Origin of the sequence: Lysobacter enzymogenes, assembly GCF_900106525.1 — a bacterium.
Lineage (GTDB): Bacteria > Pseudomonadota > Gammaproteobacteria > Xanthomonadales > Xanthomonadaceae > Lysobacter > Lysobacter enzymogenes.
The window spans coordinates 49,591-71,043 of the sequence record NZ_FNOG01000011.1; the positions used below are offsets into that span (position 1 = coordinate 49,591).

At 69.7% G+C, this 21,453-nt stretch carries 16 protein-coding genes; 7 read left to right on the forward strand and 9 right to left on the reverse strand.

Features of this window, described 5'->3' with window-relative positions:
- The first annotated feature begins 45 nt into the window (after positions 1-45).
- The 3 genes from BLU84_RS22970 to BLU84_RS22980 all read left to right on the forward strand — a co-directional run bounded on the left by BLU84_RS22970 (position 46) and on the right by BLU84_RS22980 (position 4,442).
- A complete protein-coding gene (locus BLU84_RS22970; RefSeq protein WP_324610491.1) occupies positions 46-1,230 on the forward strand; it encodes a class I SAM-dependent methyltransferase in 1,185 nt (394 codons plus the stop codon).
- Positions 1,227-1,637, forward strand: coding sequence for a VanZ family protein (locus BLU84_RS22975; RefSeq protein ID WP_425479441.1), 411 nt, complete (start codon positions 1,227-1,229; stop codon positions 1,635-1,637). Before BLU84_RS22970 ends, BLU84_RS22975 begins: the two co-directional genes overlap by 4 nt.
- A 306-nt stretch (positions 1,638-1,943) precedes the next feature.
- Complete coding sequence (locus BLU84_RS22980; RefSeq protein WP_074872592.1) at positions 1,944-4,442, forward strand: TonB-dependent receptor plug domain-containing protein; 2,499 nt, start codon at positions 1,944-1,946, stop codon at positions 4,440-4,442.
- Between the two features lie 164 nt (positions 4,443-4,606).
- Here the strand turns inward: BLU84_RS22980 and BLU84_RS22985 are convergent, their stop codons facing one another.
- The 4 genes from BLU84_RS22985 to BLU84_RS23000 all read right to left on the reverse strand — a co-directional run bounded on the left by BLU84_RS22985 (position 4,607) and on the right by BLU84_RS23000 (position 9,540).
- Entirely contained in the window at positions 4,607-5,836 is a 1,230-nt protein-coding gene (locus BLU84_RS22985; RefSeq protein WP_074872595.1) for a multifunctional CCA addition/repair protein, read from the reverse strand.
- Between the two features lie 124 nt (positions 5,837-5,960).
- A complete protein-coding gene (locus BLU84_RS22990; RefSeq protein WP_074872597.1) occupies positions 5,961-6,338 on the reverse strand; it encodes a PH domain-containing protein in 378 nt (125 codons plus the stop codon).
- A gap of 225 nt (positions 6,339-6,563) precedes the next feature.
- Positions 6,564-7,460 (reverse strand): complex I NDUFA9 subunit family protein, encoded by an 897-nt coding sequence (locus tag BLU84_RS22995; protein WP_074872598.1) that lies wholly within the window; start codon positions 7,458-7,460, stop codon positions 6,564-6,566.
- Between the two features lie 10 nt (positions 7,461-7,470).
- A complete protein-coding gene (locus BLU84_RS23000; protein WP_083383043.1) occupies positions 7,471-9,540 on the reverse strand; it encodes a lytic transglycosylase domain-containing protein in 2,070 nt (689 codons plus the stop codon).
- A 473-nt stretch (positions 9,541-10,013) separates the two neighbouring features.
- Between BLU84_RS23000 and BLU84_RS23005 the strand changes: the two genes are divergently transcribed.
- Complete coding sequence (locus tag BLU84_RS23005; protein ID WP_232518366.1) at positions 10,014-10,811, forward strand: sulfite exporter TauE/SafE family protein; 798 nt, start codon at positions 10,014-10,016, stop codon at positions 10,809-10,811.
- Between the two features lie 347 nt (positions 10,812-11,158).
- The gene (locus BLU84_RS23010) at positions 11,159-14,038 is read left to right on the forward strand and encodes a TonB-dependent receptor plug domain-containing protein (protein ID WP_074872600.1); all 2,880 of its coding nucleotides are present in this window, start codon (positions 11,159-11,161) and stop codon (positions 14,036-14,038) included.
- Between the two features lie 685 nt (positions 14,039-14,723).
- Here the strand turns inward: BLU84_RS23010 and BLU84_RS23015 are convergent.
- From BLU84_RS23015 to BLU84_RS23035, 5 genes are all read right to left on the reverse strand, one after another.
- The gene (locus BLU84_RS23015) at positions 14,724-15,458 is read right to left on the reverse strand and encodes an ATP-grasp domain-containing protein (protein WP_074872603.1); all 735 of its coding nucleotides are present in this window, start codon (positions 15,456-15,458) and stop codon (positions 14,724-14,726) included.
- A 231-nt stretch (positions 15,459-15,689) separates the two neighbouring features.
- Positions 15,690-16,448 carry an endonuclease/exonuclease/phosphatase family protein gene (locus tag BLU84_RS23020; RefSeq protein ID WP_074872605.1) on the reverse strand — a complete coding sequence of 253 codons (759 nt, stop codon included), beginning with the start codon at positions 16,446-16,448 and terminating at the stop codon, positions 15,690-15,692.
- 28 nt (positions 16,449-16,476) lie between these two features.
- Positions 16,477-17,364 (reverse strand): thiol:disulfide interchange protein DsbA/DsbL, encoded by an 888-nt coding sequence (locus BLU84_RS23025; protein WP_074872607.1) that lies wholly within the window; start codon positions 17,362-17,364, stop codon positions 16,477-16,479.
- A 106-nt stretch (positions 17,365-17,470) separates the two neighbouring features.
- Positions 17,471-18,133: a thiol:disulfide interchange protein DsbA/DsbL gene (locus BLU84_RS23030; protein WP_074872609.1), complete on the reverse strand. Its 663-nt coding sequence runs from the start codon at positions 18,131-18,133 to the stop codon at positions 17,471-17,473.
- A gap of 374 nt (positions 18,134-18,507) precedes the next feature.
- On the reverse strand, positions 18,508-19,371 hold the full coding sequence (locus BLU84_RS23035; RefSeq protein ID WP_074872611.1) for a c-type cytochrome: 864 nt from the start codon (positions 19,369-19,371) through the stop codon (positions 18,508-18,510).
- 244 nt (positions 19,372-19,615) lie between these two features.
- Here BLU84_RS23035 and yihA point away from each other — a divergent pair, with 244 nt between their 5' ends.
- Positions 19,616-20,260 carry a ribosome biogenesis GTP-binding protein YihA/YsxC gene (yihA, locus tag BLU84_RS23040; protein WP_074872741.1) on the forward strand — a complete coding sequence of 215 codons (645 nt, stop codon included), beginning with the start codon at positions 19,616-19,618 and terminating at the stop codon, positions 20,258-20,260.
- Positions 20,261-20,497: 237 nt separating this feature from the next.
- Entirely contained in the window at positions 20,498-21,343 is an 846-nt protein-coding gene (locus BLU84_RS23045) for a hypothetical protein (RefSeq protein WP_074872613.1), read from the forward strand.
- Positions 21,344-21,453: the final 110 nt, after the last annotated feature.

Genomic DNA, 21,453 nt, shown 5'->3' on the forward strand with positions numbered 1-21,453 from the left:
GCCGCGCTGCTTTATCCTGGGCGCCCGCTCGCCACCGCCGTGCCCGTGACCGCTCTCGACCTGCCGCTCCCCGATGCCGACGCGCTCGCCCACAGCGCGCGCCTGACCCGCCTCATCCACGACCAGATCGCCGCGAACGGCGGCGCGATCGCGTTCTCGCGCTTCATGGAGCTGGTGCTGTACGCGCCGGGCCTGGGCTACTACAGCGCCGGCGCGAGCAAGTTCGGCGACGAAGGCGATTTCGTCACCGCGCCCGAACTCGGCCCGGTGTTCGCCGCGTGCACGGCGCAGGCGCTGGCGCCGGTGCTGCAGCAGATCGGCGCGCAGGCGCGGCTGCTGGAACTGGGCGGCGGCACCGGCGCGTTCGCCGAGGTCGCGCTCAAGCGCCTGCTCGAACTCGACGCGCTGCCCGACCGCTACGCCATCCTCGAACCCAGCGCGCAGCTGCGCGAACGCCAGCGCGAACGCCTGATGCAGCGGCTGACGCCGCCGCTGTTCGAACTGGTGGAATGGCTCGACGGTCCGTTCGGCGACGAGTGGGACGGCGTGGTGTTCGCCAACGAAGTGATCGACGCGCTGCCGACGCCGCGCTTCGCCGTGCGCGAGGGCGAAGTCTATGAGGAACACGTCGCCAGCGACGGCGACGGCTTCAAGCGCGAGCTGCGCCCGGCCGACAGCTTTCTCGCCAACGCCGTGCTGCATGTGCAGCGCGGGCTGGAGCAGCGCTTCGCCGACGGTTATCGCTCCGAAGTGCTGCCGCAGCTGCCGTACTGGATCCAGGCCGTGTCCGGCGGCCTGCGCCGCGGCGCGCTGTTGTTCGTCGATTACGGCTACGCGCGCAGCGAGTTCTACGCGCCCGAACGCGACGACGGCACCCTGCGCGCCTATTACCGCCATCGCGTTCACGCCGAACCGTTGCTGTGGCCCGGCCTGCAGGACCTCACCGCGTCGGTGGACTTCACCGCGCTGGTCGAGGCCGGCGTCGGCGCCGGTTTCGACCTGGCCGGCTACTGCTCGCAGGCCAGCTTCCTGCTCGGCAACGGCCTGGACGAAGTGCTCAAGCGCATCGAGACCATCGCCGATCCGGTCGAGAAGCAGCGCCGCCTCAACGAGGTCAAGAAGCTGACCCTGCCCAGCGAAATGGGCGAGCGTTTCCAGGTCATGGGGCTGGAGAAGGACGTGGCGTTCGGCGTGGCGTTCATGGCCGGCGACCTGAGCCACCGCCTGTGACCGCGTCCAAGACGCTGCGCGAGTTCCATCGCCCGGCGCTGTGGATCGCGCTGTGGCTGGCGATGATCGCCACGGTGATCGCCACCTGCCTGATGCCGGCCAAGGATCTGCCGCCGACGCCGTTCGACAGCTTCGACAAGGTCGAGCACTTCACCGCCTATCTGCTGCTGTCGCTGTACGCCGGCATGCTGTTCGCGCGGGTGCGCGCGCAGGCGCTGGCGACGGCGGGCCTGATCGCGCTGGGCGTGGCGCTGGAGTTCGCCCAGGCCAAGCTCACCGATTCGCGCAGCGGCGATGCGGCCGATGCGCTGGCCAACAGCCTCGGCGCCTTGGCCGGCCTGTGGCTGGCGCGCACGCCGGCGGGCGTGTGGCTGCAGCGCCTGGACCGGGCACTGGCGCGGCGCTGATCGCGGCGCCGCGGCCTGCGCGGCGGCGTCCGCTGCGCGCACCCGTGCCGTGCGCTTCAGCGAATTCATGAATGCGTCGGCGGCGTGCCTGTGCGGTGCGATCCCGCCACCTTTACGCCTTCCCTCATTCGGTGACGCGCAACCCATTCGGGTCTGAACGCTGGCTAGCCGATTCGTCGTAGTAGGAAAAGCGTCACAAAGGCAAAGTCGGCACAGTCACGCGGCGTATTGCGAAAAGGTTAAGAAGCCGTGAGGCTCCAGCGCGGGCCACGGGCGCCCGCCTCTACCTTCGCAAGGAACCGACTCATGTCCCCAGCGCAGTACCGCCACCGACTGGCGTTGGCCGTCGCCGCCGCCATCGCCGCGATCGCCGTCGTTCCCGCCGCGTCCGCACAGCAGCCGGCGGCGCCGGCCAGCCGCGATGCGACCACGCTCGACGCGGTGCAAGTGACCGGTTCGCGCGCGCGCGGCCGCGCCGCCGAGGACACCGCGGCGCCGGTGGACGTGATCGGCAAGGAGGAACTGACGGCGACCGGCGCCACCGAGGTCGGCCAGATCCTGCAGATGCTGGAGCCCTCGTTCAATTTCTCGCGCACCTTCGTCAGCGACGGCACCGACATCCTGCGCCCGGCCACGCTGCGCTCGCTCGGCCCCGACCAGGTGCTGGTGCTGGTCAACGGCAAGCGCCGCCACCAGCAGGCGCTGGTCAACGTGCAGCAGACCATCGGCCGCGGTTCGGCCGGCACCGACATCAACGCGATCCCGCTGTCGGCGATCGAGCGCATCGAAGTGCTGCGCGACGGCGCCGCCGCGCAGTACGGTTCCGACGCGATCTCCGGCGTGATCAACATCATCCTCAAGAAGCAGACCAACGAGACCCAGGTCTCGGTGCAGGCCGGGCAGAACTACGCCGGCGACGGCGAGAACTACTCGGCCTCGGTCAACACCGGGGTCAAGCTCGGCAGCGACGGCTTCCTCAACCTGTCGTTCGAGTACCGCGACCGCGGCGCGACCAACCGCGCCGGCCCCGACAGCCTGCGCGTGAGCCCGCCGCGGGTGACCCAGCGCCTGGGCGACGCGGACGCGACCGACGCCTACTTCTGGTTCAACGGCGGCCTGCCGGTCGGCCGCGGCGAGCTGTACTGGTTCGGCGGCCTGTCCAAGCGCAAGGGCGATTCCTACGGCTTCTTCCGCAGCCCGGGCGACAACCGCACGGTGCCGGCGCTGTACCCCAACGGCTTCCTGCCCAACATCCGCACCAAGGTCGACGACACCTCGCTCGCGGTCGGCTACAAGGCGCCGATCAACGACAACTGGGATTGGGACGTGTCGGTCAACCGCGGCCGCAGCAAGTTCGGCTTCGAGGAAGCCGACTCGGTCAACGTCAGCTGGTGGTACGAGCCCAAGCCCGGCGGCGGCATCTACGCCGAATCGCCGACCAAGGCCGACACCGGCACGCTGCAGTTCGACCAGACCACGTTGAACCTGGATTTCCGCGGCACGCTCAAGGGCTTCAACGACCGCCCGCTGTACCTGGGCACCGGCCTTGAGTACCGCAAGGACGAATACCAGATCCGCGCCGGCGCGCCGGTGACCTACACCTACGGCCGCACCAACAACCGCGCGATCAACATCGTCGGCCAGACTGGCGACACCGCGCAGCCGGGCATGCAGGGCTTCCCGGGCTTCTCGCCGAACGAGGCGATCGACGACGGCCGCCACAACTACGCGGCGTACCTGGACCTGGAAACCAACCTCAGCGACCGCTTCCTGCTCGGCGCGGCGGTGCGTTACGAGGATTACTCCGACTTCGGCAACACCACCACCGGCAAGCTGTCGGCGCGCTTCGACGCCAACGAGAAGTTCGCCCTGCGCGGCACCGTGTCCACCGGCTTCCGCGCGCCGGGCGTGCAGCAGCTGTTCTACAGCCAGCGCTCGACCAACCTCAACGCCGCCGGCGAGCTCACCGACACCCTGACCGCGCGCCAGAACAGCGCGGTGACGCGCGCGTTCGGGATCGAGCCGCTGAAGGAGGAAACCTCCAAGAGCGGCTCGATCGGCTTCGTGCTCAAGCCGACCGACCGCTTCTCGTTGACGATGGACGTGTTCCGCATCGACATCGACGACCGCATCATCTTCTCCAGCAACATCCAGCCCGAAAGCGTCGGCACCAACGGCCAGCCGTGCGCGCCGGGCAACGGCAACTGCCCGATCCGCGCGATCCTGGATCCGATCGGCGTCGGCCAGGTGCTGTTCTTCACCAACGCCATCGACACCCAGACCACCGGCGTGGACCTGGTGGCCAACCACAACACCGAATTCGCCGCAGGTTCCAAGCTGACCCTGACTGCGCTGGTGCACTTCAACAAAACCGAAGTGAAGGCGCGCCGCTCGCAGTCGACGATCCTGCCGCCGAACGTGCTGTTCGACGACACCCAGGTGACCCTGATCGAGAAGGGCCAGCCGCGCCAGCACCACGTGCTGCAAGGCGTGTACGAAACCGGCCCGTGGGAGTTCACCGGCCGCGCCAACTACTACGGCCCGGTCACCGGCGAAGGCTTCACCCCGGGGATCAAGCAGACCTGGAGCGGCAAGTGGCTGGCCGATTTCTCGGTGCGCTACAAGCTCAACGAGCAGATCAGCTTCACCGTCGGCGGCAACAACATCTTCGACACCTATCCGGACAAGTGGGATCGGGTCAGCGGCGCGCCGTTCCCGGAGCTGGGCTTCAAGTACGGCTGGGAGACGCTGCCGTTCGGCATGAACGGCGGCAGCTACTACATTCGGGCGGATTACCGCTTCTGACCGCATGCGAACCGTCGCGGCCTCGCCGCGGCGGTTCGCAGCATCCCTGTAGGAGCGGCGCGAGCCGCGACCGCGACAACGCAACTACGCCGAAGCTGGCGTCATGGTTGCGTTGTCGCGGTCGCGGCTTGCGCCGCTCCTACAGGTAGATACGCACCATCGCTTCAGTCTTGCTGCTTGCGTCGCGCCGCGATCGCCGCGATCCGCGCGCGCCGCATCGCCTCGCCGATGGCGGGGCCGCTCAGGCCCGGCGGCAGATCGCTCGCGCGCACCTTCAGTGCCGCGTGCAGCGCATCGACCAGCGCCTGCCGCGACGGGTAATCGCCGTCTTCCAGTCCCAGCCGGCCGCGCTTGTCGGCCTCGCACACCAGCGCCATCTGCTCGATGCGCTGCGGGTTGCGCCAACCGTCGCAGCGCGCGATCAGCTCGTACACGCTGCGCGGGCGCATCTCGCCGAGGCGATGCACGTTGAGGTGTTCGCGGCACACCGCCTCGGCCAACAGGCGATGCTCGGTCGGCACTTTCAGCCGCGCGCACAGCTGCGCCAGCGGCTCCAGGCCGTTGTGCTCGTGGTTGTGATGGCGCGGCAGCAACTCGGCCGGCGTGCGCGCCTTGCCCAGGTCGTGCGTCAGCGCGGCGAAGCCGATCAGGTCGTCGCCGGGCGCGAGCCTGGCCGCCATGTCCACGACCATTTCGGTGTGGACGCCGGTATCGACTTCCGGGTGGTACTCCGGCCGCTGCGGCACGCCGTACAGCGCTTCGACTTCCGGCAGCACGACGCCGAGCGCGCCGGCCTCGTGCAATGTGCGCAGGAACGCCGACGGCTTTTCGCAGCGCAGCGCGCGGCGCAGTTCCTGCCACACGCGTTCGGCGACCAGATCGCCCAGTTCGCCCGATTCGGCCATGCGCCGCATCAGCGCCATCGTTTCCGGCGCCACGCGGAAGCCGTGCGCGGCGAAGCGGGCCATGAAGCGCGCCGCGCGCAGCACCCGCAGCGGGTCCTCGACGAACGCCTCGCCGACATGGCGCAGCACTTTGGCTTCGAGATCGCGCGCGCCGCCGTAGGGATCGACCAGGCGGCCGTCGGCTTCGTCGCGGGCGATGGCGTTGATGGTGAAGTCGCGCCGGCCCAGGTCGTCCTCCAGCGTCACCGCCGGATCGGCGTCGACGACGAAGCCGCGGTAGCCGCGGCCGGACTTGCGCTCGGTGCGCGCCAGCGCGTACTCCTCGCCGGTGTCGGGGTGCAGGAACACCGGGAAATCCTTGCCCACGGCCTTGAAGCCGGCGGCGAGCATCGCCTCGGGGGTTTCGCCGACGACCACGTAGTCGCGATCGCCCGCCGGCAGGCCGAGCAGGCTGTCGCGGACCGCGCCGCCGACGAGATAAGTCTTCATTGCGTTTTCTCCGTGGAACCGCGAGGCGATCTTTGCCGATGCGGATCCGTTCCGCTTGGCCGCGTATCGGAACGAAGCGGCGTCGCCGTCCTCGTCGCCTGCGAAGTCCCGATGCCGCCGCGCTTCAGCGCGGCGCGTTCTGCGCCAGCAACGCGATGATGTCTTCGGCGCCGGCGCTGCGGCCCAGGTGGCGCACGATCGGATTGGGCTGGCCCGATACCCACAGCCGCAGTTCGGCTTCCAGGTCGAAATGGCCCGCGGTTTCCAGCGAGAACATGACGATGCTGCGGTAGGGCAGGCTGAGGAATTCGGTCTTGCGTCCGGTCACGCCCTGCTTGTCGACCAGGATCAGGCGGCGGTCGGTGAACACGATCAGGTCGCGGATCTCGCCGAAGGCGCGCTGCACGGTCTCGCCCGGCGCCAGCAGCGCGCCGAAGTCCTGGTTGATCTTGTCGGCGGACTTGGCGCCGGCGTGGCCGAGCAGGGTGTCGAGCAGGCCCATGGCGTATTCCTTTCGCGTGAGGTGTGCTGCGCATCCTAGCGCAGTGGGAAGAACCCCTGTAGGAGCGGCGCAAGCTGCGGCCAACCGCAGCGATGTACGAAAGCGTTCGTGCCGAAGCCCGGCAATCCGGCGCTCGCCCCTCAGAAAGCAGCCGACTATCCGAACCTCGGATGGGCCGCTTTCGTACGTCGCTGCGGTTGGTCGCGGCTCGCGCCGCACCTGCAGTCAGGCGCTGAGGATTTCCGGCAGGCGCGACAGCACCGGCGTCGGTTCGATGCCGAGCTTGAGCAAGCCGTTCTCGACGCTGGTCGAATCGGTCTGCAGCGAACGCCAGTTGTCGCGGCTGATCGGCTTGCCCGGCAGGTGCTCGCCGATCTCGGCCTGCAGCTTGCCCAGCGCGTCCGGCAGCGGCAGCACCGCGCGCAGGCGGCCGCGGCCGTGCGCGCTGGCGCGCACGATCTCGCCCAGGGTCATGACCTGCGGCCCGACCAGGTTGTAGCTGCGCTGCACGTGGGCGTCGTCGGCCAGCGCGTTGACGAAGGCCTGGGTCACATCGCCCACCCACACCGGCTGGAAGCGCGCGTTGGCGCGGCCGATCGGCAGCGCCGGGGCGTAGCGCAGCAGCGCGTCGAAGCGGCAGAACAGGCCGTCGCCGGGGCCGGCGATCACCGACGGGCGGAACAATGTCCAGTCGAGCTTGGACGCGCGCACCTTCTGCTCGGCGCGGCCGCGCGCTTCCAGGTAATGGCTTTGGCCGGTGCCGGCGTTGAGCGCGCTCATCTGCAGCAGCCGGCGCACGCCCATGTCGCGCATGGCGTCGAGCAGCGCCTCCAGCAGTTCGACGTAGACGTGCTCGAAGCCGCGGCCGGTGTCGCCCTGTTCGTTGAGGATGCCGACCAGATTGACCACCGCGTCGACGTCGTCGAGCACCGCGCGCAGGAAATCCGGGTTGGCCACGTCGCCTTCGATGATGCTGGCGTCGCGGCTGAGCTTTTTCTTCTTCGACGGATCCACGCCGCGGCTGAGCACGGTGACGCGGTAGCGCTCGCGCAGCAGATGGGCGACGAGGTGGCGGCCGACGAAACCGGTGCCGCCCAGGATCAGGACGTGACGACGGGCCACGGCGGCGGCCTCACTCGGTTTCCGCCGGCAGCGGCGCGCTGGCCGTGGCGGCGGTGGCCGAGCAGACGAAGGGCTTGCGCTTGGCGTCGGTGACGCCGCGCAGGCGGTCGCTGACGCTGAGCGCGTCGCCGTTCATGCGCCAATCGTAGAGCACGCTGAAGGCCAGCACGCGGGCGACGTACTCGCGGGTTTCCTTGTAGCTGATGGTCTCGATCCAGAAGTCCGGTTCCATGCCTGGGCGCTGCGACTGCCAGCGCGCCAGCGGCGCCGGGCCGGCGTTGTAGCCGGCCATGGCGAAATGCGGCTGGCCGCCGTACTTGTCGTGCAGTTGGCGCAGGTAGGCGGTGCCCAGGACGATGTTGGTGTCCGAGTCGTACAGGCTGGCCGCGCCGCCCCAGGGCAGGCCCAGGCTCTTGGCCACCTGCGCGCCGGTACCGGGCAGCACTTGCATCAGGCCCATGGCGTTGGCGCCGGAGCGCGCGGTCGGGTTGAACACGCTCTCGGCGCGGATCTCGGCCGCGACCCAGGCCGGGTCGAGCCCGTTCTTGAGCGATTCGCGGCGGATGGTCTCGCCGTGGTGCAGCGGGAAGCGCAGGTAGTACAGGCGCTGCTCCTGCGGGGTCTTGTTGAGCGAGAACACCGCGCGGTCGAACCAGTTGTAGCCCTGGGCGATCTCGATCGCCAGGCGCCGCTGGGTGTCGTCGAAGCGGCTCAGCGCGTCGTCCCATTCGCGGATCGCCCACGCTGTGCGCTCGATCTGGAACAGGCCCATCGCCCGAACCAGCGCCGGATCGCGCGCCACCTGCGCGCGCGCGGCCGGCGCGTCGGCCGGCTGCAGCGGGCACAGCGTGTACGGCGCGCCGAGCTTGTCGGCGGACAGGAAGCCGTGGAAGTCGGCGTTCTTGGCCGCCTCGCGGTACAGCCGGTTGGCGGTGGCCTTGTCGCCGGCGCGTTCGGACAGGCGCGCTTCGAAATACTCCCAGCGCGATTCGCCGCGCTGCTTGGCGCCCATCTTGCGGATCGCCGCCAGCGCCGCGTTCCAGTCCGAGCGCGCCATCGCTTCGCGTGCGCGCCACTCGTGCAGGCGTTCGTCATAGGCGACCTCGGGCACGGCGTTGAGCCGGCGCGCCGATTCGGCGTCGTAGGAGGCCACCGACCACAGCGCCGTCTGGTACAGCACGCGGCCGCGGTCTTCGTCGCTGAAGCCCAGCGCGTTGGCGTACTTGGGCAGCTGCGCCTCGGCGCTGGCCGGCTGCGCCTTGGCCAGCTTGGCCAGGCCGAAGCTGGCGATCTTGCGGCTGCGTTCGGTCTTGGGCCAGGCGAGCGCGCGTTCGTTGACGTTGTCCAGGAACGCCGCGTAGTCGTTCGCCTGCGCCAACTGATCGGCCGGCAACCCGCGCGCCGCGGCGCGCATCACCGCCGGCTGCCATTCGGCGGCGGCGGCATCGATGCGTTCCCAGCGCAGTTCCGGGGTCAGCCCGCCCTGCGCGGCCAGCACCGCGAACGGCGCGTCGCAGGCGTCGGGCAGCGACTTGCCGCTGCTGCGCCAGATCGCCTGGGCGTCCTTGGTCCATTGCGCGTCGGCGCGGCCCAGCGCTTGGCGCGCGTTCAATTCGGCGCAGCGCAACTGCGCGCCGCGGTCCTTGCCGGCGCGGTTCTTCGGCGTCCACGCGGCGAGGAAGGCGTTCCAGTCTTCGCGCCGCGCGGCCGCGGCCAGCCAGACCTCGCGGAACGCTTCGCCGGAGGCCTCGTTGCCGCGGCGGGCGAGGAACTCCTGGGCCTGGCCGTCGTTGACGTTGTCGATGGTGCGGCGGAGCGCGGCGTACTCGACCCAGCCGTACAGCGGATGGCGGGCGATGTCGGCGTACTGGCCGGCGTCGAAGCCGGCGCGTTCGGCCGCGTCCAGCGCCGCGCGCACGCGCGGCAACTGCGGATCGACGTTGGGCGCCGGCGGCGCGCGCAAGGCCGGCGGCCTGGCCGCGGGCTGCGCCGGCGTCGACGCGGTGGTCTGGGCGCAGGCGGTGGTGGCGATGGCCGCGATCAGCGCGGCGGCGAGCAGGGGAAGAGGGCGCGGGAGCATCGCCGGACTATAGCCGAGCGCGCATGAATGTCTTATGTGAACGCAGCGTGGATGAGGGCGAAGCGCGAACGCGGTCGCGTGTGTTGCGGGAGAGAGCGGCTGCGTAACCCAATTGTCGTCATGCCCGCGAAGGCGGGCATCCAGGGCTTTATCGCGACACGGCTCTGAAGTCTCTGGATCCCCGCCTTCGCGGGGATGACGGCTGGAAAGAGGCGCGGCGAAACCTACCTATCGTCATGCCCGCGCAGGCGGGCATCCAGGGCTTCACCGCGACAGGCTCTGAAGTCTCTGGATCCCCGCTTTCGCGGGGATGACGGCGTGGGCGTGCGGGGATGACTGTTTGAGAGCGACACGCCGAAACCATCCATCGCGATCGCCCGCACCCGTACCCATGCCCGCACCCGCGTCCGCACAGTAGTGCAGAATCGAACGCCTGGCAGCGCTCGGTGCCGCTGCGCTGCAGGAGTATCCGCATGGCGATCTGGCTGGTCTTCCTCGTCCTCGGCGTCATCGCCGGCGTGCTCGCCGGGCTGCTCGGCGTCGGCGGCGGCTTGGTGCTGGTGGCGGCGCTGGCCTGGATCGCGCCGGCGTTCGGCATTCCGCAGGAAGCGGCCATGCATACCGCGTTGGCCAGTTCGCTGGCCAGCATCGTGCTCACCGCCACCGCCTCGGCGCGCGCGCATGCCAAGCGCGGCAGCGTGCTGTGGCCGACGGTGCGCTGGATGGTGCCCGGGTTGCTGGTCGGCGGCTGGCTCGGCAGTTGGGTCGCGGTGCGCATCGACGGCGAATGGCTGCGCTGGATCGTCGCCGGCTACTGCCTCATCGCCGCGGCGCAGCTGTTGTTCGGCAAGACGCGCGCCGCGCTCGGCGAGGACGCGCCGCCGCCGCAGGGCGCGGCGATGTCGGGCGCGGGCGTGGGCATCGGCGCGGTGTCGGCGGTGGTCGGTATCGGCGGCGGCAGCATGACCGTGCCGTTGCTGGTCTGGCGCGGCGTGGCGCCGGTGCGCGCGGTCGGTACGTCCTCGGCCTGCGGCGTCGCCATCGGCCTGGCCAGCGCGATCGGCTACGCCTTCAACGCGCCGCCGGGCGCGTTGCCGCAGTACGCGATCGGTTATGTGTACCTGCCCGCGGCGATCGGCGTGGCCGTGGCTTCGGTGATCGCCGCGCCCTATGGCACACGCTTGGCGCATCGCCTGCATGGCGACACCTTGAAGCGGGTGTTCGCGGCGTTCCTGATCCTGGTCGCGCTGAGCCTGTTGCTCGGCGGCTGATTCCAACGGCGCTCGATTCGAGCAAGGCCTGCGTCCGCCAGAGCCCGCTTCCGCCGAAGTCGGCTCCGCCAAAGCGATTCCGCGACCTCAATCACGCTTTGCCAGCGCACTCCGCGGCCGAGGCTCTTGCGGCCTGAACGGGCGGTATCGGCTATGCCGCATCCGCCGTTTATGCCGGGCCTGGTCGCAGGCCAAACAAAAGTGCGACCGGTTTGGCAAGTACTCCTATTTTGCGCCTTGTGGCGGATTCACGGATTGTGTACAACCTTTCGGTTGCCTCCGGCACGGTCCGGCCGGCACGCCAATAGCCATCAGAGCTAGCCACGCCAATTAGAGGGAGAGAGTTAATGAAGCCGTCGCGTCGCCATGCCCTGGCGAAAGCCATCCAATTGTCCCTGCTGGTCGCGCTGCCCGGCCTCGCCGCCGCGCAGGACGCCGCACCGCGCAAGGACGCCACCACGCTCGACACGGTCCAGGTCACCGGCACCCGCATCAAGAAGGCCGAGATCGAAAGCCAGGTTCCGGTCCAGACCCTCAGCCGCGACGACATCGAACGCACCGGCCTGACCTCGCTGGCCGACATCGTCCAGGAGCTCACCGGCGCCGGTTCCGCGCTCAACACCAAGTTCAATTCCTCGGGCAACTTCGGCTTCTCGCCCAACGGCGACGGCATCGGCGCCGGTTCGGCCCAGGTCGACCTGCGCCACCTCGGCCCCAAGCGCGTGCTGGTCCTGGTCGACGGCATGCGTTGGGTCAACGAGTCCTCGGCTTCGGGCGTGGGCGCGGCGACCGACCTCAACACCATTCCGCTGGCCATCGTCGAGCGCATCGAAATCCTCGAAGACGGCGCGTCCTCGCTGTACGGCTCCGACGCCATCGCCGGCGTGGTCAACATCATCACCCGCCGCAACTTCGACGGCGGCCAGATCAGCCTCAACTACGGCCAGTACGGCAAGGGCGACGGCCAGCTGCAGGGCGTGGACCTGGCCTGGGGCTTCAACACCGACCGCGCCAACCTGTTCCTGGGCCTGAGCTACGTCGACCAGGATCCGGTGTACTCGCGCGATCGCGGCGTCGCCGCGTTCCCGGTGCCGGGGCTGGGCGTGGAGACCGGCAGCTCGGCCACGCCGAACGGCCGCTTCATCTTCACCGACCCGCGTTGCGCCGGCGGCACCTGCAACCTCACCACGCCCAACGGCACCAGCTATCCCAACGGCGTGCGCTACCCGCAGGACTTCATCCCCTTCACCGGCGCGAACCGCTACAACTTCGCCCGCGAGAACATGCTGCTGACGCCGTCCAAGCGCACCGGCGCGTTCGGCCAGTTCCGCTATCACTTCACCGACAACGTGCAGGGCTACGTCAAGGCGCTGTACAACCGCCGCGAGTCGGTCAACCAGGCCGCGCCGGAGCCGATCTTCCTCGGCCTCGACGCCGGCACCGGCAATCCGTGGTCCGAGCGCGTCACCATTTCGCGCCTGAACCCGTACAACCCCTTCGGCATCGACCTGACCTCCGAAGGCGCCAACCCGAACCTGATCACCCTGGCCCGGCGCCCGGTCGAAGGCGGCCCGCGCATCTTCGAACAGAAGGTCGACACCCAGTACGTGGCCGGCGGTTTGGAAGGCAGCTTCGACGCGGGCGACCGCACCTTCTTCTGGGACGTCAACGCTGCCTACAGCCGCAACAAGGCCGACCAGACCAACCGCGGCAGCTACAACATCCGCAACATCAACATCGCGCTCGGCGATCCGGCGGTGTGCGCGGCGACCCCGGGCTGCGTGCCGCTGAACCTGTTCGGCGGCCCGGGCACGATCACCCCGCAGATGCTGAGCTGGATCAGCCCGGTCGTGCGCGACCGCAGCGAGCAGAAGCTCAAGACCTTCACCGCCAACTTCTCCGGCGACCTGTTCAACCTGTGGGCGGGCCCGCTGTCGTTCGCCGCCGGTTACGAGTACCGCAAGTACGAAGGTTCCTACTCGCCCGATCCGATCACCGTGGCCGGCTACTACAACGGCACCCAGTCGTTGCCGACCAGCGGTTCCTACGACGTCAACGAAGCCTATGTCGAGCTCAACCTGCCGCTGATCAAGGAAGGTTCGTTCGGCAAGAGCCTGGATCTGAGCCTGGCCGGCCGCTACTCGGATTACTCGACCTTCGGCGGCCAGTTCACGCCCAAGTACGGCCTGCGCTGGCAAGTCGCCGACGAGTTCCTGCTGCGCACCACCTACGCCGAAGGCTTCCGCGCGCCGTCGATCGGCGAGTTGTACGGCTCGGCCAGCCGCGCCGACCTGCAGCTCAGCGATCCGTGCCTGATCTCGATCACCGGCGCGCCGCCGACCGGCAACCGCGCCAACTGCGCCGCGCTCGGCGTGCCGGCCGGCGCCGCCCAGGCCAACAGCCAGATCTCGGTGCAGACCGGCGGCAACAAGGACCTGGACCCGGAAACCGCGCGCAGCTTCACCGCCGGCTTCGTCTACAGCCCGGCCTGGGCCGCGGGCGTGCCGTGGTCGGAGAAGTTCGACTTCGAAGTCACCTACTACCGCCATTCGCTGGAAGGCGCGGTGCAGGCGATCGACGCGCAGACCCAGCTCAACCTGTGCGTGCAGACGCTCGACCCGCTGTACTGCGGCGGCATCACCCGCTCCAGCGTGGGCGGCATCTCCAGCTTCGAGAACAAGCTGACCAACCTGGGTTCGATCAAGACCTCCGGCTGGGACGTGGACTTCTTCTGGACCCTGCCGGAAACCTCGCTCGGCCAGTTCAAGCTGGCCTGGCAGAACACCTGGGTGACCCAGTACGACGCGCTCGGCGCCGCCGGCCAGGTGCAGCCGCGCCGGCCGGGCGTGGAAGTCAACGACAGCGCGATTCCGGAGTGGACCTCGAACGCGACCCTGTCGTGGAAGCGCAACGCCTGGAACGGTTCGTGGACGATCCGCCACATTTCCGAGCTGACCGAGACCTGCCAGGCCTCGGCGCTGGATTCGCCGTACTGCGACAACCACGTCACCGGCGAGAACAAGCTGTCGCCGACGACCTATCACGATCTGCAGTTGGGCTATCGCTTCGAGCTGCTCAAGGGTCTGCAGGTCACCGGTGGCGTCAACAACGTGTTCGACAAGGATCCGCCGGTGTGCCTGTCGTGCTCGCTCAACGGTTACGACGCGTCGACCTACGACATCCCGGGCGGTCGGTTCTTCTACGTGCGGGCGGATCTGCGGTTCTGATCCAGGGGTAACGCGACAACGTGAAACGACGGCCGGCGCTGCGAGGCGCCGGCCGTTTTTGTTTGTGGGATTCGCGGGTGCGGGGCTGCTTTCGTCGTTGTCGGGTTGTCGCGGTCGCGGCTTGCGCCGCTCCTACAGTCGGATACGTACTTGCCGGGGTTCCCTGTAGGAGCGGCGCGAGCCGCGACCGCGACAACGCAACCACGACGAACTTCGCCTAAGTCCGTTGGTTACGCCTGACGACAAGCGAACATCAACAGCTTCCGTCCGCAAGCGGCCGGGTCACTTTCTTTGTCTTGCCAAAGAAAGTAACCAAAGAAAGGCGCTTTCCTTGTTTTCGGATCAAGAGCCACTATCGTTCGGTGCGTTCGCGGGGATGCGCCACACAGGCCATCCCTGGCCTGGGTGGCGCACGGCGCGCGTCCTGCGCGCCGCCCTTCGGGTCTGCGGTTGCCTGTGGCGAGTTCGGGGCGGCGGGGGGAGCGGAGAGCAACGGCAACAGCGATATGGATTCCGGCTTTCGCCGGAAGTGGGGATTAAGGTTGCGGGGCTTCGGCGGTTGCGGCGGGGCTGCGTTGCTTCGGTTGGTCGCGGCTTGAGCCGCTCCAAGGGCTTCGTCAAGTTTCGTGTCCTGTAGGAGCTGCGCGAGCTGCGACCGCGGCAATGCGATTGCGGCGAAACCTGCCTATCGCTCGCGCACCGACGCGTGCCGGATCACGTCCAGTGCGAGCTGCGCATCGCAGGCGTACAAACCCGCGCCCCAGGCCGCGTTCTGTTCCACGCAGGCCCAACCGCGACCCTCGATGTAGCCCACGTCGATCACGCAGGCGCGCGGCAGGTTCACTTGCGCGTCGTCGAGCATGCGCTGCAGGAACGCGGTGGCTTGCGCATCCTCTTCTTCGCTGCTGGCAAAACCGCTGTCGCGCGCGAGCTCGCCGTGGCGCGAATACAGCGACCACGTGCGCAGTGTGCGGTCGAGCACGAAGCAGCGCAGTTCGCAGCGCCAGCGCACGACTTCGGCGACGAGCACCGGCATGTCTTCGTCGTAGCCTTGCGGCAGGCCGACGCCGTTGTAGACGTTCGCGGGAAAGCTCTTGTCGTTGGGCGGCTTGACGAACGCCGGCTCGGTCCGCGCGCGCTGGGCGCCGAGCGTGCTGAGGGCGATCTCGCGCAGGCGGTATTCGTATGGCAGCGTCGGCAGCCAGTCTTCCGGTGGATTGTCCAGGCGCAGGCCGAGCGCGGCGCCGAGTTCGGGGGCGAACAAGGCTTCGCCGTAGAACACCGGTTCCTCGAGTGCGCGCAGATGCTCGGGTACGCGCCAGCCGTGTAGCCGCTCGATCGACCAGCCTTGGCGTGCGGCGGTTTTCCACAGCGCTTGCGAGTCGTCGCTGTGGCGAGGCGTGAGAATCAGGGTGGGCATGGCGCTTGCGTCGCGCTGGGACGGCAGCGCAGCGTCGGCGAAGCCGGCTTGGGCGTCAACGCGACCTGGGCGCGTCGGTCGGGGGATGGGCGGTTCGCGCGCGGGACGCTGCGCTGAAGGAAGCGAGCGTCGGTTGGTCTGCGCCAGCCGGACGTGGCCGAAAGGATTGCGGCTCGGCCAGCTTCGCAGCGCGCCGGCAGCCGCCGGCACGGCCGAGCGGCGAACGTCGCCTCAGCGCAACGCCTGATCCGGAACGTCCAGCTCCAGCGACAGCGCCAGATGATCCGACTGCGCCGCCGGCAGCGCCTTGGCGGCGATGTAGCCCAGGCCGTCGCCGAGCAGGATGTGGTCGATGGCGCGCTGCGGGCGCCAGCTGGGGAAGGTCGGCAGGGTGTCGGCGGGGCGCTGCAGGCGGGTGTCGCGGAACAGCGCCTGCATTTCGGGGCTGTCGGCGGAGCAGTTGAAGTCGCCCATCAGCACCGCGTGCGGGTGGTCGTGCAGCAGTTCGGCGATGAAGGCCAGCTGCGAGGCGCGTGAGCCGGCGCCCAGCGAGAGGTGGGCGACGGCGACGGTGAGGCCGTCGTCGCCGCTGCCATAGTGCGCGATCAGCACGCCGCGGCCGGAGATGCGGCCGGGCAGCGGGTGGTCGACCACTTCGCGCGGCTCCAGCCGGCTGAGCAGGCCGTTGGCGCTGGAGGCGACGTTGCCGACGCGCCGGTTCGGCTGGTGGCTCCAGTAATCGAAGCCGGCGCGCTGGGCCAGGTAGTGGGTCTGGTTGGTGAAGCCCGAGCGCAGGCTGCCCGGATCGCTTTCGTTGAGGCCGACGATGTCGTGCTCGCCGGCCAACTGCGCGATGGTGTCGAGGCTGCCGCGCTTGTTGCCGGCGGGCAGCACGTGCGACCAGCTGCGCGTCGCGTAATCGCTATAGCGACGCGTGCTGGAACCGGCCTGGATGTTCGCGCTGAGCAAGCGCAGCCGGCGAGTGGTCATGCCTGGTCCGGGTAAGACGCGGAACCGATCAGTTCTTCTTGGCCGGCTCGGCCGCGGCGGCCGGCGCGGGCGTCGCCGCGGGCGCGGCAGCGGGCGCAGCGGCCAGGGCGGCGCGCTCGCGCGCGATCAGGTGATCGCTGACGCGCAGCATATCGTCGAAGCCCTTGGCGGTGGTGACCAGGTACTTGCCGTTGATCACGATGCTCGGGCTCGCGCTGACCCCGGAGCGCTGCATGAACTGCTCGGCGCGCTTGCCCTTGGCGGTGATCGCGAAGCTGTTCATGGTGCCGATGAAGTCGGCCGGCTTGACGCCGTACTTGGCGTAGAACTCGCCGAACGTCGCGTCGGTGACGGTGCGGAAGTCGATCGACTGGTCGATGTGCACGGCGCGGAACATCGCTTCGTGGCTCTTGTCGACCAGGCCCAAGGTCTGGGCGGCGTAGAAGGCCTTCTCGAACGGGATCGGATTGCCGCCGAACGGGCCGGCGATCGGGGTGAACTTGACGTCGGCGGTCTGCTTCTTGCGCCAGTCGAGCAGGATCGGCTCGAACTGGGCGCAGTGCGGGCAGGTGTAGCTGAAGATTTCCGCCACTTCGATCTTGCCGGCGACCGGCTCGAACGGCTGGCCGCCGGGGATTTCGTTGTAGTCGGTGCCCGCGACCGGCGCCGCGCCGGCCGGCGGAGTGGCGGTGGCGGCCGGGACGATCGCCGGTTCGGCCGGTGCGGTCTCGGCCGGGGCCGGGGTTTCGCCCTGGGCCGGCGCGTTGGCGGCCGGCGCGGTGTCGCCGGCGGCCGGGGCGGGCGTGCCCTCGGCGGCGGGCGCGCTCGGCGCCTCGGTCTTGCCGCACGCGGCCAGCGCGAACAGCGCGCTGAACACCAGCGGGTAACGGGACAGGGTGGCGATACGCGAATTCATCGGGATCTCCGCAGAAAAAGCAGGGAATGGCGGTTGCGGCGGCGGTGCCGTCCGCGAGGCCCGCCAGCATAGCGGGCGGGCGACTTAACGGGGAGTGTAGGGCGCCTCAGCGCTTGGTCTTGGCCCGCTCGCGCGCGATCAGGTGATCGGCCACGCGCAGCATGTCGTCGAAGCCCTTCTGGGTGGTGATGCGGTACTTGCCCGCGACCACCATGCCGGGGGTGCCGTCGACGCCGGAGGCCATGATGAAGTCGGTGGCGCGCTTCATCGCCTGCTCGGTGGCCTTGCCGGTCATGGTCGCGGCGAAGGTGCTCGGGTCGGCGCCGAACTTGGCGTAGAAGCCGGCGATTTCCTGGGTGCTGGCGTTCTGGATCGGCAGGCTCTTGTCTTCGTGCAGGGCCTTGAACACGGCCTCGTGGGTCTTGGGCAGCAGCTTGAGCGACTGCGCGGTGTAGAAGGCCTGCGCGTACGGGGTCCAGTAACCGCCCCACGGCGCGGCCAGCGGGACGAAGTTGACGTCGGCCGGCAGCTTGGCCTTCCACTTCGACACCAGCGGCTCGAAGTGCGCGCAGTGCGGGCAGGTGTAGCCGAACACTTCGACCACCTCGACCTTGCCGGCCGGCGTGGCGAACGGCTTGCCGCCGGGGATCTCGACGTAGTCCACGCCGGGTTCGGGCGCGGGGCCGGCCGGGGCGGCGGCCTTGGGCGCGGCGGCCGCGGCGAAGGGAATCACGGCGAGCAGCAGCAAGGTGGCGAGGCGTCGGTTCATCGGAAAGGGTCTCGTCGAAGTGGGGCCGGCTGCGCGTCGCGCCGGTGGAGCGGGCAGGGAAAGCGAAATCGCGTCGCCAAGGATAGCGGCGGGCGCGGGCAACCAGGAGTGCGGGGTGGGACCGGTCGACGGTAGCGGAGTTCCCGCGCGGCCGGGCGGTGTGAGGTGCGTCACTTTTACGCAGGCGGCGGTGGGCTTTGCGTGGGAACGACGCGCACCGCGACTGCGGCGACGCAGCGGCGGCGCTGCTTTCGCGGTGGTTGCGTTGTCGCGGTCGCGGCTTGCGCCGCTCCTACAGGGGGCTTGGGCACCTGCTGTGGTTACAAACAAAAACGCCGGCGCGAGGCCGGCGTTTTCGTTGGTGTCGTGCGCGCTCAGCCCTTGGCGGGCGTCGCCGGCGCGCCGGCCGGCTTCGGCGCGGGCGCCGGGGCGGCCGCAGGTGCGGCGGCGGGCTTGGCCGCCGGCGCCGGGGCGCCGGCCGCGGCGATGTCGTCGGCGCGCTCGTGCAGGCCCTGCAGGTAGCTGGCCAGCGAACCGATCTCTTCGTCGGTGAGCTGCTTGGCCACGCCGGCCATCACGTTGAACAGGTGCGGGTCCTTCTGGGTGGTGGTACCGGCGCGGTACTCCTCCAGGCGGCGCTGCGAGTAGGCGGCCTGCTGGCCGGCCAGGTGCGGATAGGCCGGGCCGGGATTGCCGGCGCCGCCCGGGCCGTGGCAGGCCATGCACGCGGGGATGCCGCGGGCCTTGTCGCCGCGGCGGAACAGGTCTTCGCCGACCTGGTAGAACTTCTTGTCCTTGTTCGGGCCGGAGGCGACGACGGTGTCGTCGGCCACGCCGGCGCCGGACTTCTGGGTGGCGAAGTAGGCGCCCAGGTCGCGCGCGTCCTGCTCGCTGAGCGCGTCGGCGAAGGGCTTCATCGCCGCGGCCATGCCGGTGTTGCGCTCGCCGCTCTTGAACAGGGCGATCTGGTGGGCGATGTAGCGCTCGCTCTGGCCGGCCAGGCGCGGGTATTGCGGGTCGGTCGGGTTGCCGTCGAGGCCGTGGCAGGCCGCGCAGGTGCCGGCCTTGGTGGCGCCGGCCTTGACGTCGCCCCACTTGCTTTGCGGCCCGGCGTTCAACGGTGCGGTCTGCACCGGTTCTTTATCCGGGATCGGCGTGACCGTGGTCTGGGCGTATGCGACGGCGGCGACCGCGAAGACGGCGAGACCGACGAGGCTCAGGACGCGGGCTTGGCTCATGTAGCTGGGCTCCGAACTGCGTGCGTAAGGCGGGCTTGCTGGAAGGCGAGGACGGGTAGGAACTCGGTCTGGCTTTGGCCGGCCGCGCACGGCGCCGGAACCTCGGAATTATCATCGCCGGCCCGGACGGGGTCAACGCGGGTTCAGGTGCCCGCGGTCGCGGAACGCCCGCCGGCGCCGCCGCGACCGCCTGCGCGCACGCGGCGTGCACGGGTCCGGGCCGGCGCCGTGCGATCCTATGGGCATGAGCAATCCCCTCGCCCGCGCCCGTTACCTGTTGTCGGCGCACAACGTCAAACAGCTGCCGCCCGACGGCGGCTTCGAAGTGGCCTTCGCCGGCCGCTCCAACGCCGGCAAGTCCAGCGCGCTCAATGCGCTGTGCCAGCAAAACGCGCTGGCGCGCGTGTCCAAGACGCCCGGCCGGACCCAGCAGCTGGTGTTCTTCGACGTCAGCCCGCTGCACCGCGGCCCCGAGCCGGCGCCGGAGCCGGACCGCTTCCTGGTCGACCTGCCCGGCTACGGCTACGCCAAGGTGCCGCAGGACCTGCAGGCGCACTGGCAGGCCTTCCTCGACCGCTATTTCCAGACCCGCCAGGCGCTGCGCGGGCTGGTGGTGGTGATGGACATCCGCCATCCGCTCAAGGACTACGACCGGCAGATGATCGCCTACGCGGTCAACCGCGGCCTGCCGGCGCACGCGCTGCTGACCAAGGCCGACAAGTTCGGCCGCGGCCAGCAGCAGCAGGCGCTGATGGCGGTGCGCAAGGATCTGCACGCCAGCTACGGCGACACCGTCAGCGTGCAGACCTTCTCGGGCGAGTCCAAGCAGGGCGTCGACGAGGCGCGCGCGGTGGTCGGCGGCTGGCTGGAGCTGGGCGCGGCGAAGTAGGGCTCGCGCAGCGGACGTCGGGCGGATTCTTGTGGGAGGGACTTCAGTCCCGAGGCTTTCCGGTCCGCCCGGGCAAGACTTACCCGCAAGGCCAGCCTCGCCGGAGCCGAAAGCGTCGGGACTGAAGTCCCTCCCACACCTCAAGTTCCTCCCTCAAGCTCCGTTCGCCCCGGCACTGGCCGCCCGCGGCCCGCCGTTCGCGTTATCTCCTGGGTACGCCCTCAGGAGCCCTTCGCCATGGACGCGATCGCCGATCCCAGCACCATCCTCGCCGCCGGCGCCTACGGCACCGCGCTGCTGTTCTTCGCCTACGGCGGCTACGCGCTGCTCAAGGCCAAGAGCGCCGAGCAGAGCAAGAACGTGCGCTGGTACCTGGGCATCGGCGCGGTGGTGGCGCTGTCGATGATCGGCTTCGACGCGTTCAAGCAGCAGATCGGCGGCGCGCGCGCCCAGCCCGACGTGTTCCTGGCGTTCTCGCCGAAGTTCTCCGCCGTGGGCCTGCCCGAGCCGGCGGTGGAGTACCGCGGCCAGGCGCTGAAGCTCAGCGCGCCGATCCGGGTCAGCGACCAGAGCAGCATCAACATCTCGGTCGACGCGATCATCGAGAAGGTCAAAGGGCTGCAGCAGAACAACCAGCAACTGCGCAGCGCGCTGGGCAGCGCGGCGTTGGCGGGGCAGCCGAAGGAACTGGGCGAGCGCATCGCCGCGGCCGACAGCGCCGGGCAGGACCCGTGCGCGAGCGGTGGCGACGCCACTTTGTGCGGCTGGAAGCAGTTGTCCAACGGCGAGTTGGCGAGCGCCGAGACCACTCTGACCCAGGCGGTGAAGGATGCGCCGGCCGCCGACCACGGCGCCAAGAGCGCGGCGCTGAGCGGGCTGGGCGAGATCTACGTCGGCCAGGGCCGCATCGACGAGGCCAAGGTGCTGCTGCGCAAGGCCGCGGACCTGGGCAACGAAGGCGCGAAGAAGCGGCTGCAGACTTTGGCGCTGCCGGTGCGCGAGACCGCGCCGGCGCCGGGCGCGGCGCTGCGGCCGGAGTTGCGCGAGCGGCCGCAGCGCGAGGTGCGCCTGCCGCAGCGTTAGCCGCGTTCGCTTTGTGTAGGAGCGGCGCAAGCCGCGACCGCGAAACCGCACTTGCGTCGTAAGCGCGATGTCGCGGTCGCGGCTTGCGCCGCTCCTACAGGGGGCGGGCG

What these genes read in the sequence shown, in the direction of transcription:
- BLU84_RS22980 (WP_074872592.1), top strand. Translation starts at nt 1,944, where the DNA reads ATGTCCCCAGCGCAGTACCGCCACCGACTGGCGTTGGCCGTCGCCGCC.
- BLU84_RS22985 (WP_074872595.1), bottom strand. Translation starts at nt 5,836, where the DNA reads ATGAAGACTTATCTCGTCGGCGGCGCGGTCCGCGACAGCCTGCTCGGC.
- BLU84_RS22990 (WP_074872597.1), bottom strand. Translation starts at nt 6,338, where the DNA reads ATGGGCCTGCTCGACACCCTGCTCGGCCACGCCGGCGCCAAGTCCGCC.
- BLU84_RS23000 (WP_083383043.1), bottom strand. Translation starts at nt 9,540, where the DNA reads ATGCTCCCGCGCCCTCTTCCCCTGCTCGCCGCCGCGCTGATCGCGGCC.
- BLU84_RS23005 (WP_232518366.1), top strand. Translation starts at nt 10,014, where the DNA reads ATGGCGATCTGGCTGGTCTTCCTCGTCCTCGGCGTCATCGCCGGCGTG.
- BLU84_RS23010 (WP_074872600.1), top strand. Translation starts at nt 11,159, where the DNA reads ATGAAGCCGTCGCGTCGCCATGCCCTGGCGAAAGCCATCCAATTGTCC.
- BLU84_RS23015 (WP_074872603.1), bottom strand. Translation starts at nt 15,458, where the DNA reads ATGCCCACCCTGATTCTCACGCCTCGCCACAGCGACGACTCGCAAGCG.
- BLU84_RS23020 (WP_074872605.1), bottom strand. Translation starts at nt 16,448, where the DNA reads ATGACCACTCGCCGGCTGCGCTTGCTCAGCGCGAACATCCAGGCCGGT.
- BLU84_RS23025 (WP_074872607.1), bottom strand. Translation starts at nt 17,364, where the DNA reads ATGAATTCGCGTATCGCCACCCTGTCCCGTTACCCGCTGGTGTTCAGC.
- BLU84_RS23030 (WP_074872609.1), bottom strand. Translation starts at nt 18,133, where the DNA reads ATGAACCGACGCCTCGCCACCTTGCTGCTGCTCGCCGTGATTCCCTTC.
- BLU84_RS23035 (WP_074872611.1), bottom strand. Translation starts at nt 19,371, where the DNA reads ATGAGCCAAGCCCGCGTCCTGAGCCTCGTCGGTCTCGCCGTCTTCGCG.
- yihA (WP_074872741.1), top strand. Translation starts at nt 19,616, where the DNA reads ATGAGCAATCCCCTCGCCCGCGCCCGTTACCTGTTGTCGGCGCACAAC.
- BLU84_RS23045 (WP_074872613.1), top strand. Translation starts at nt 20,498, where the DNA reads ATGGACGCGATCGCCGATCCCAGCACCATCCTCGCCGCCGGCGCCTAC.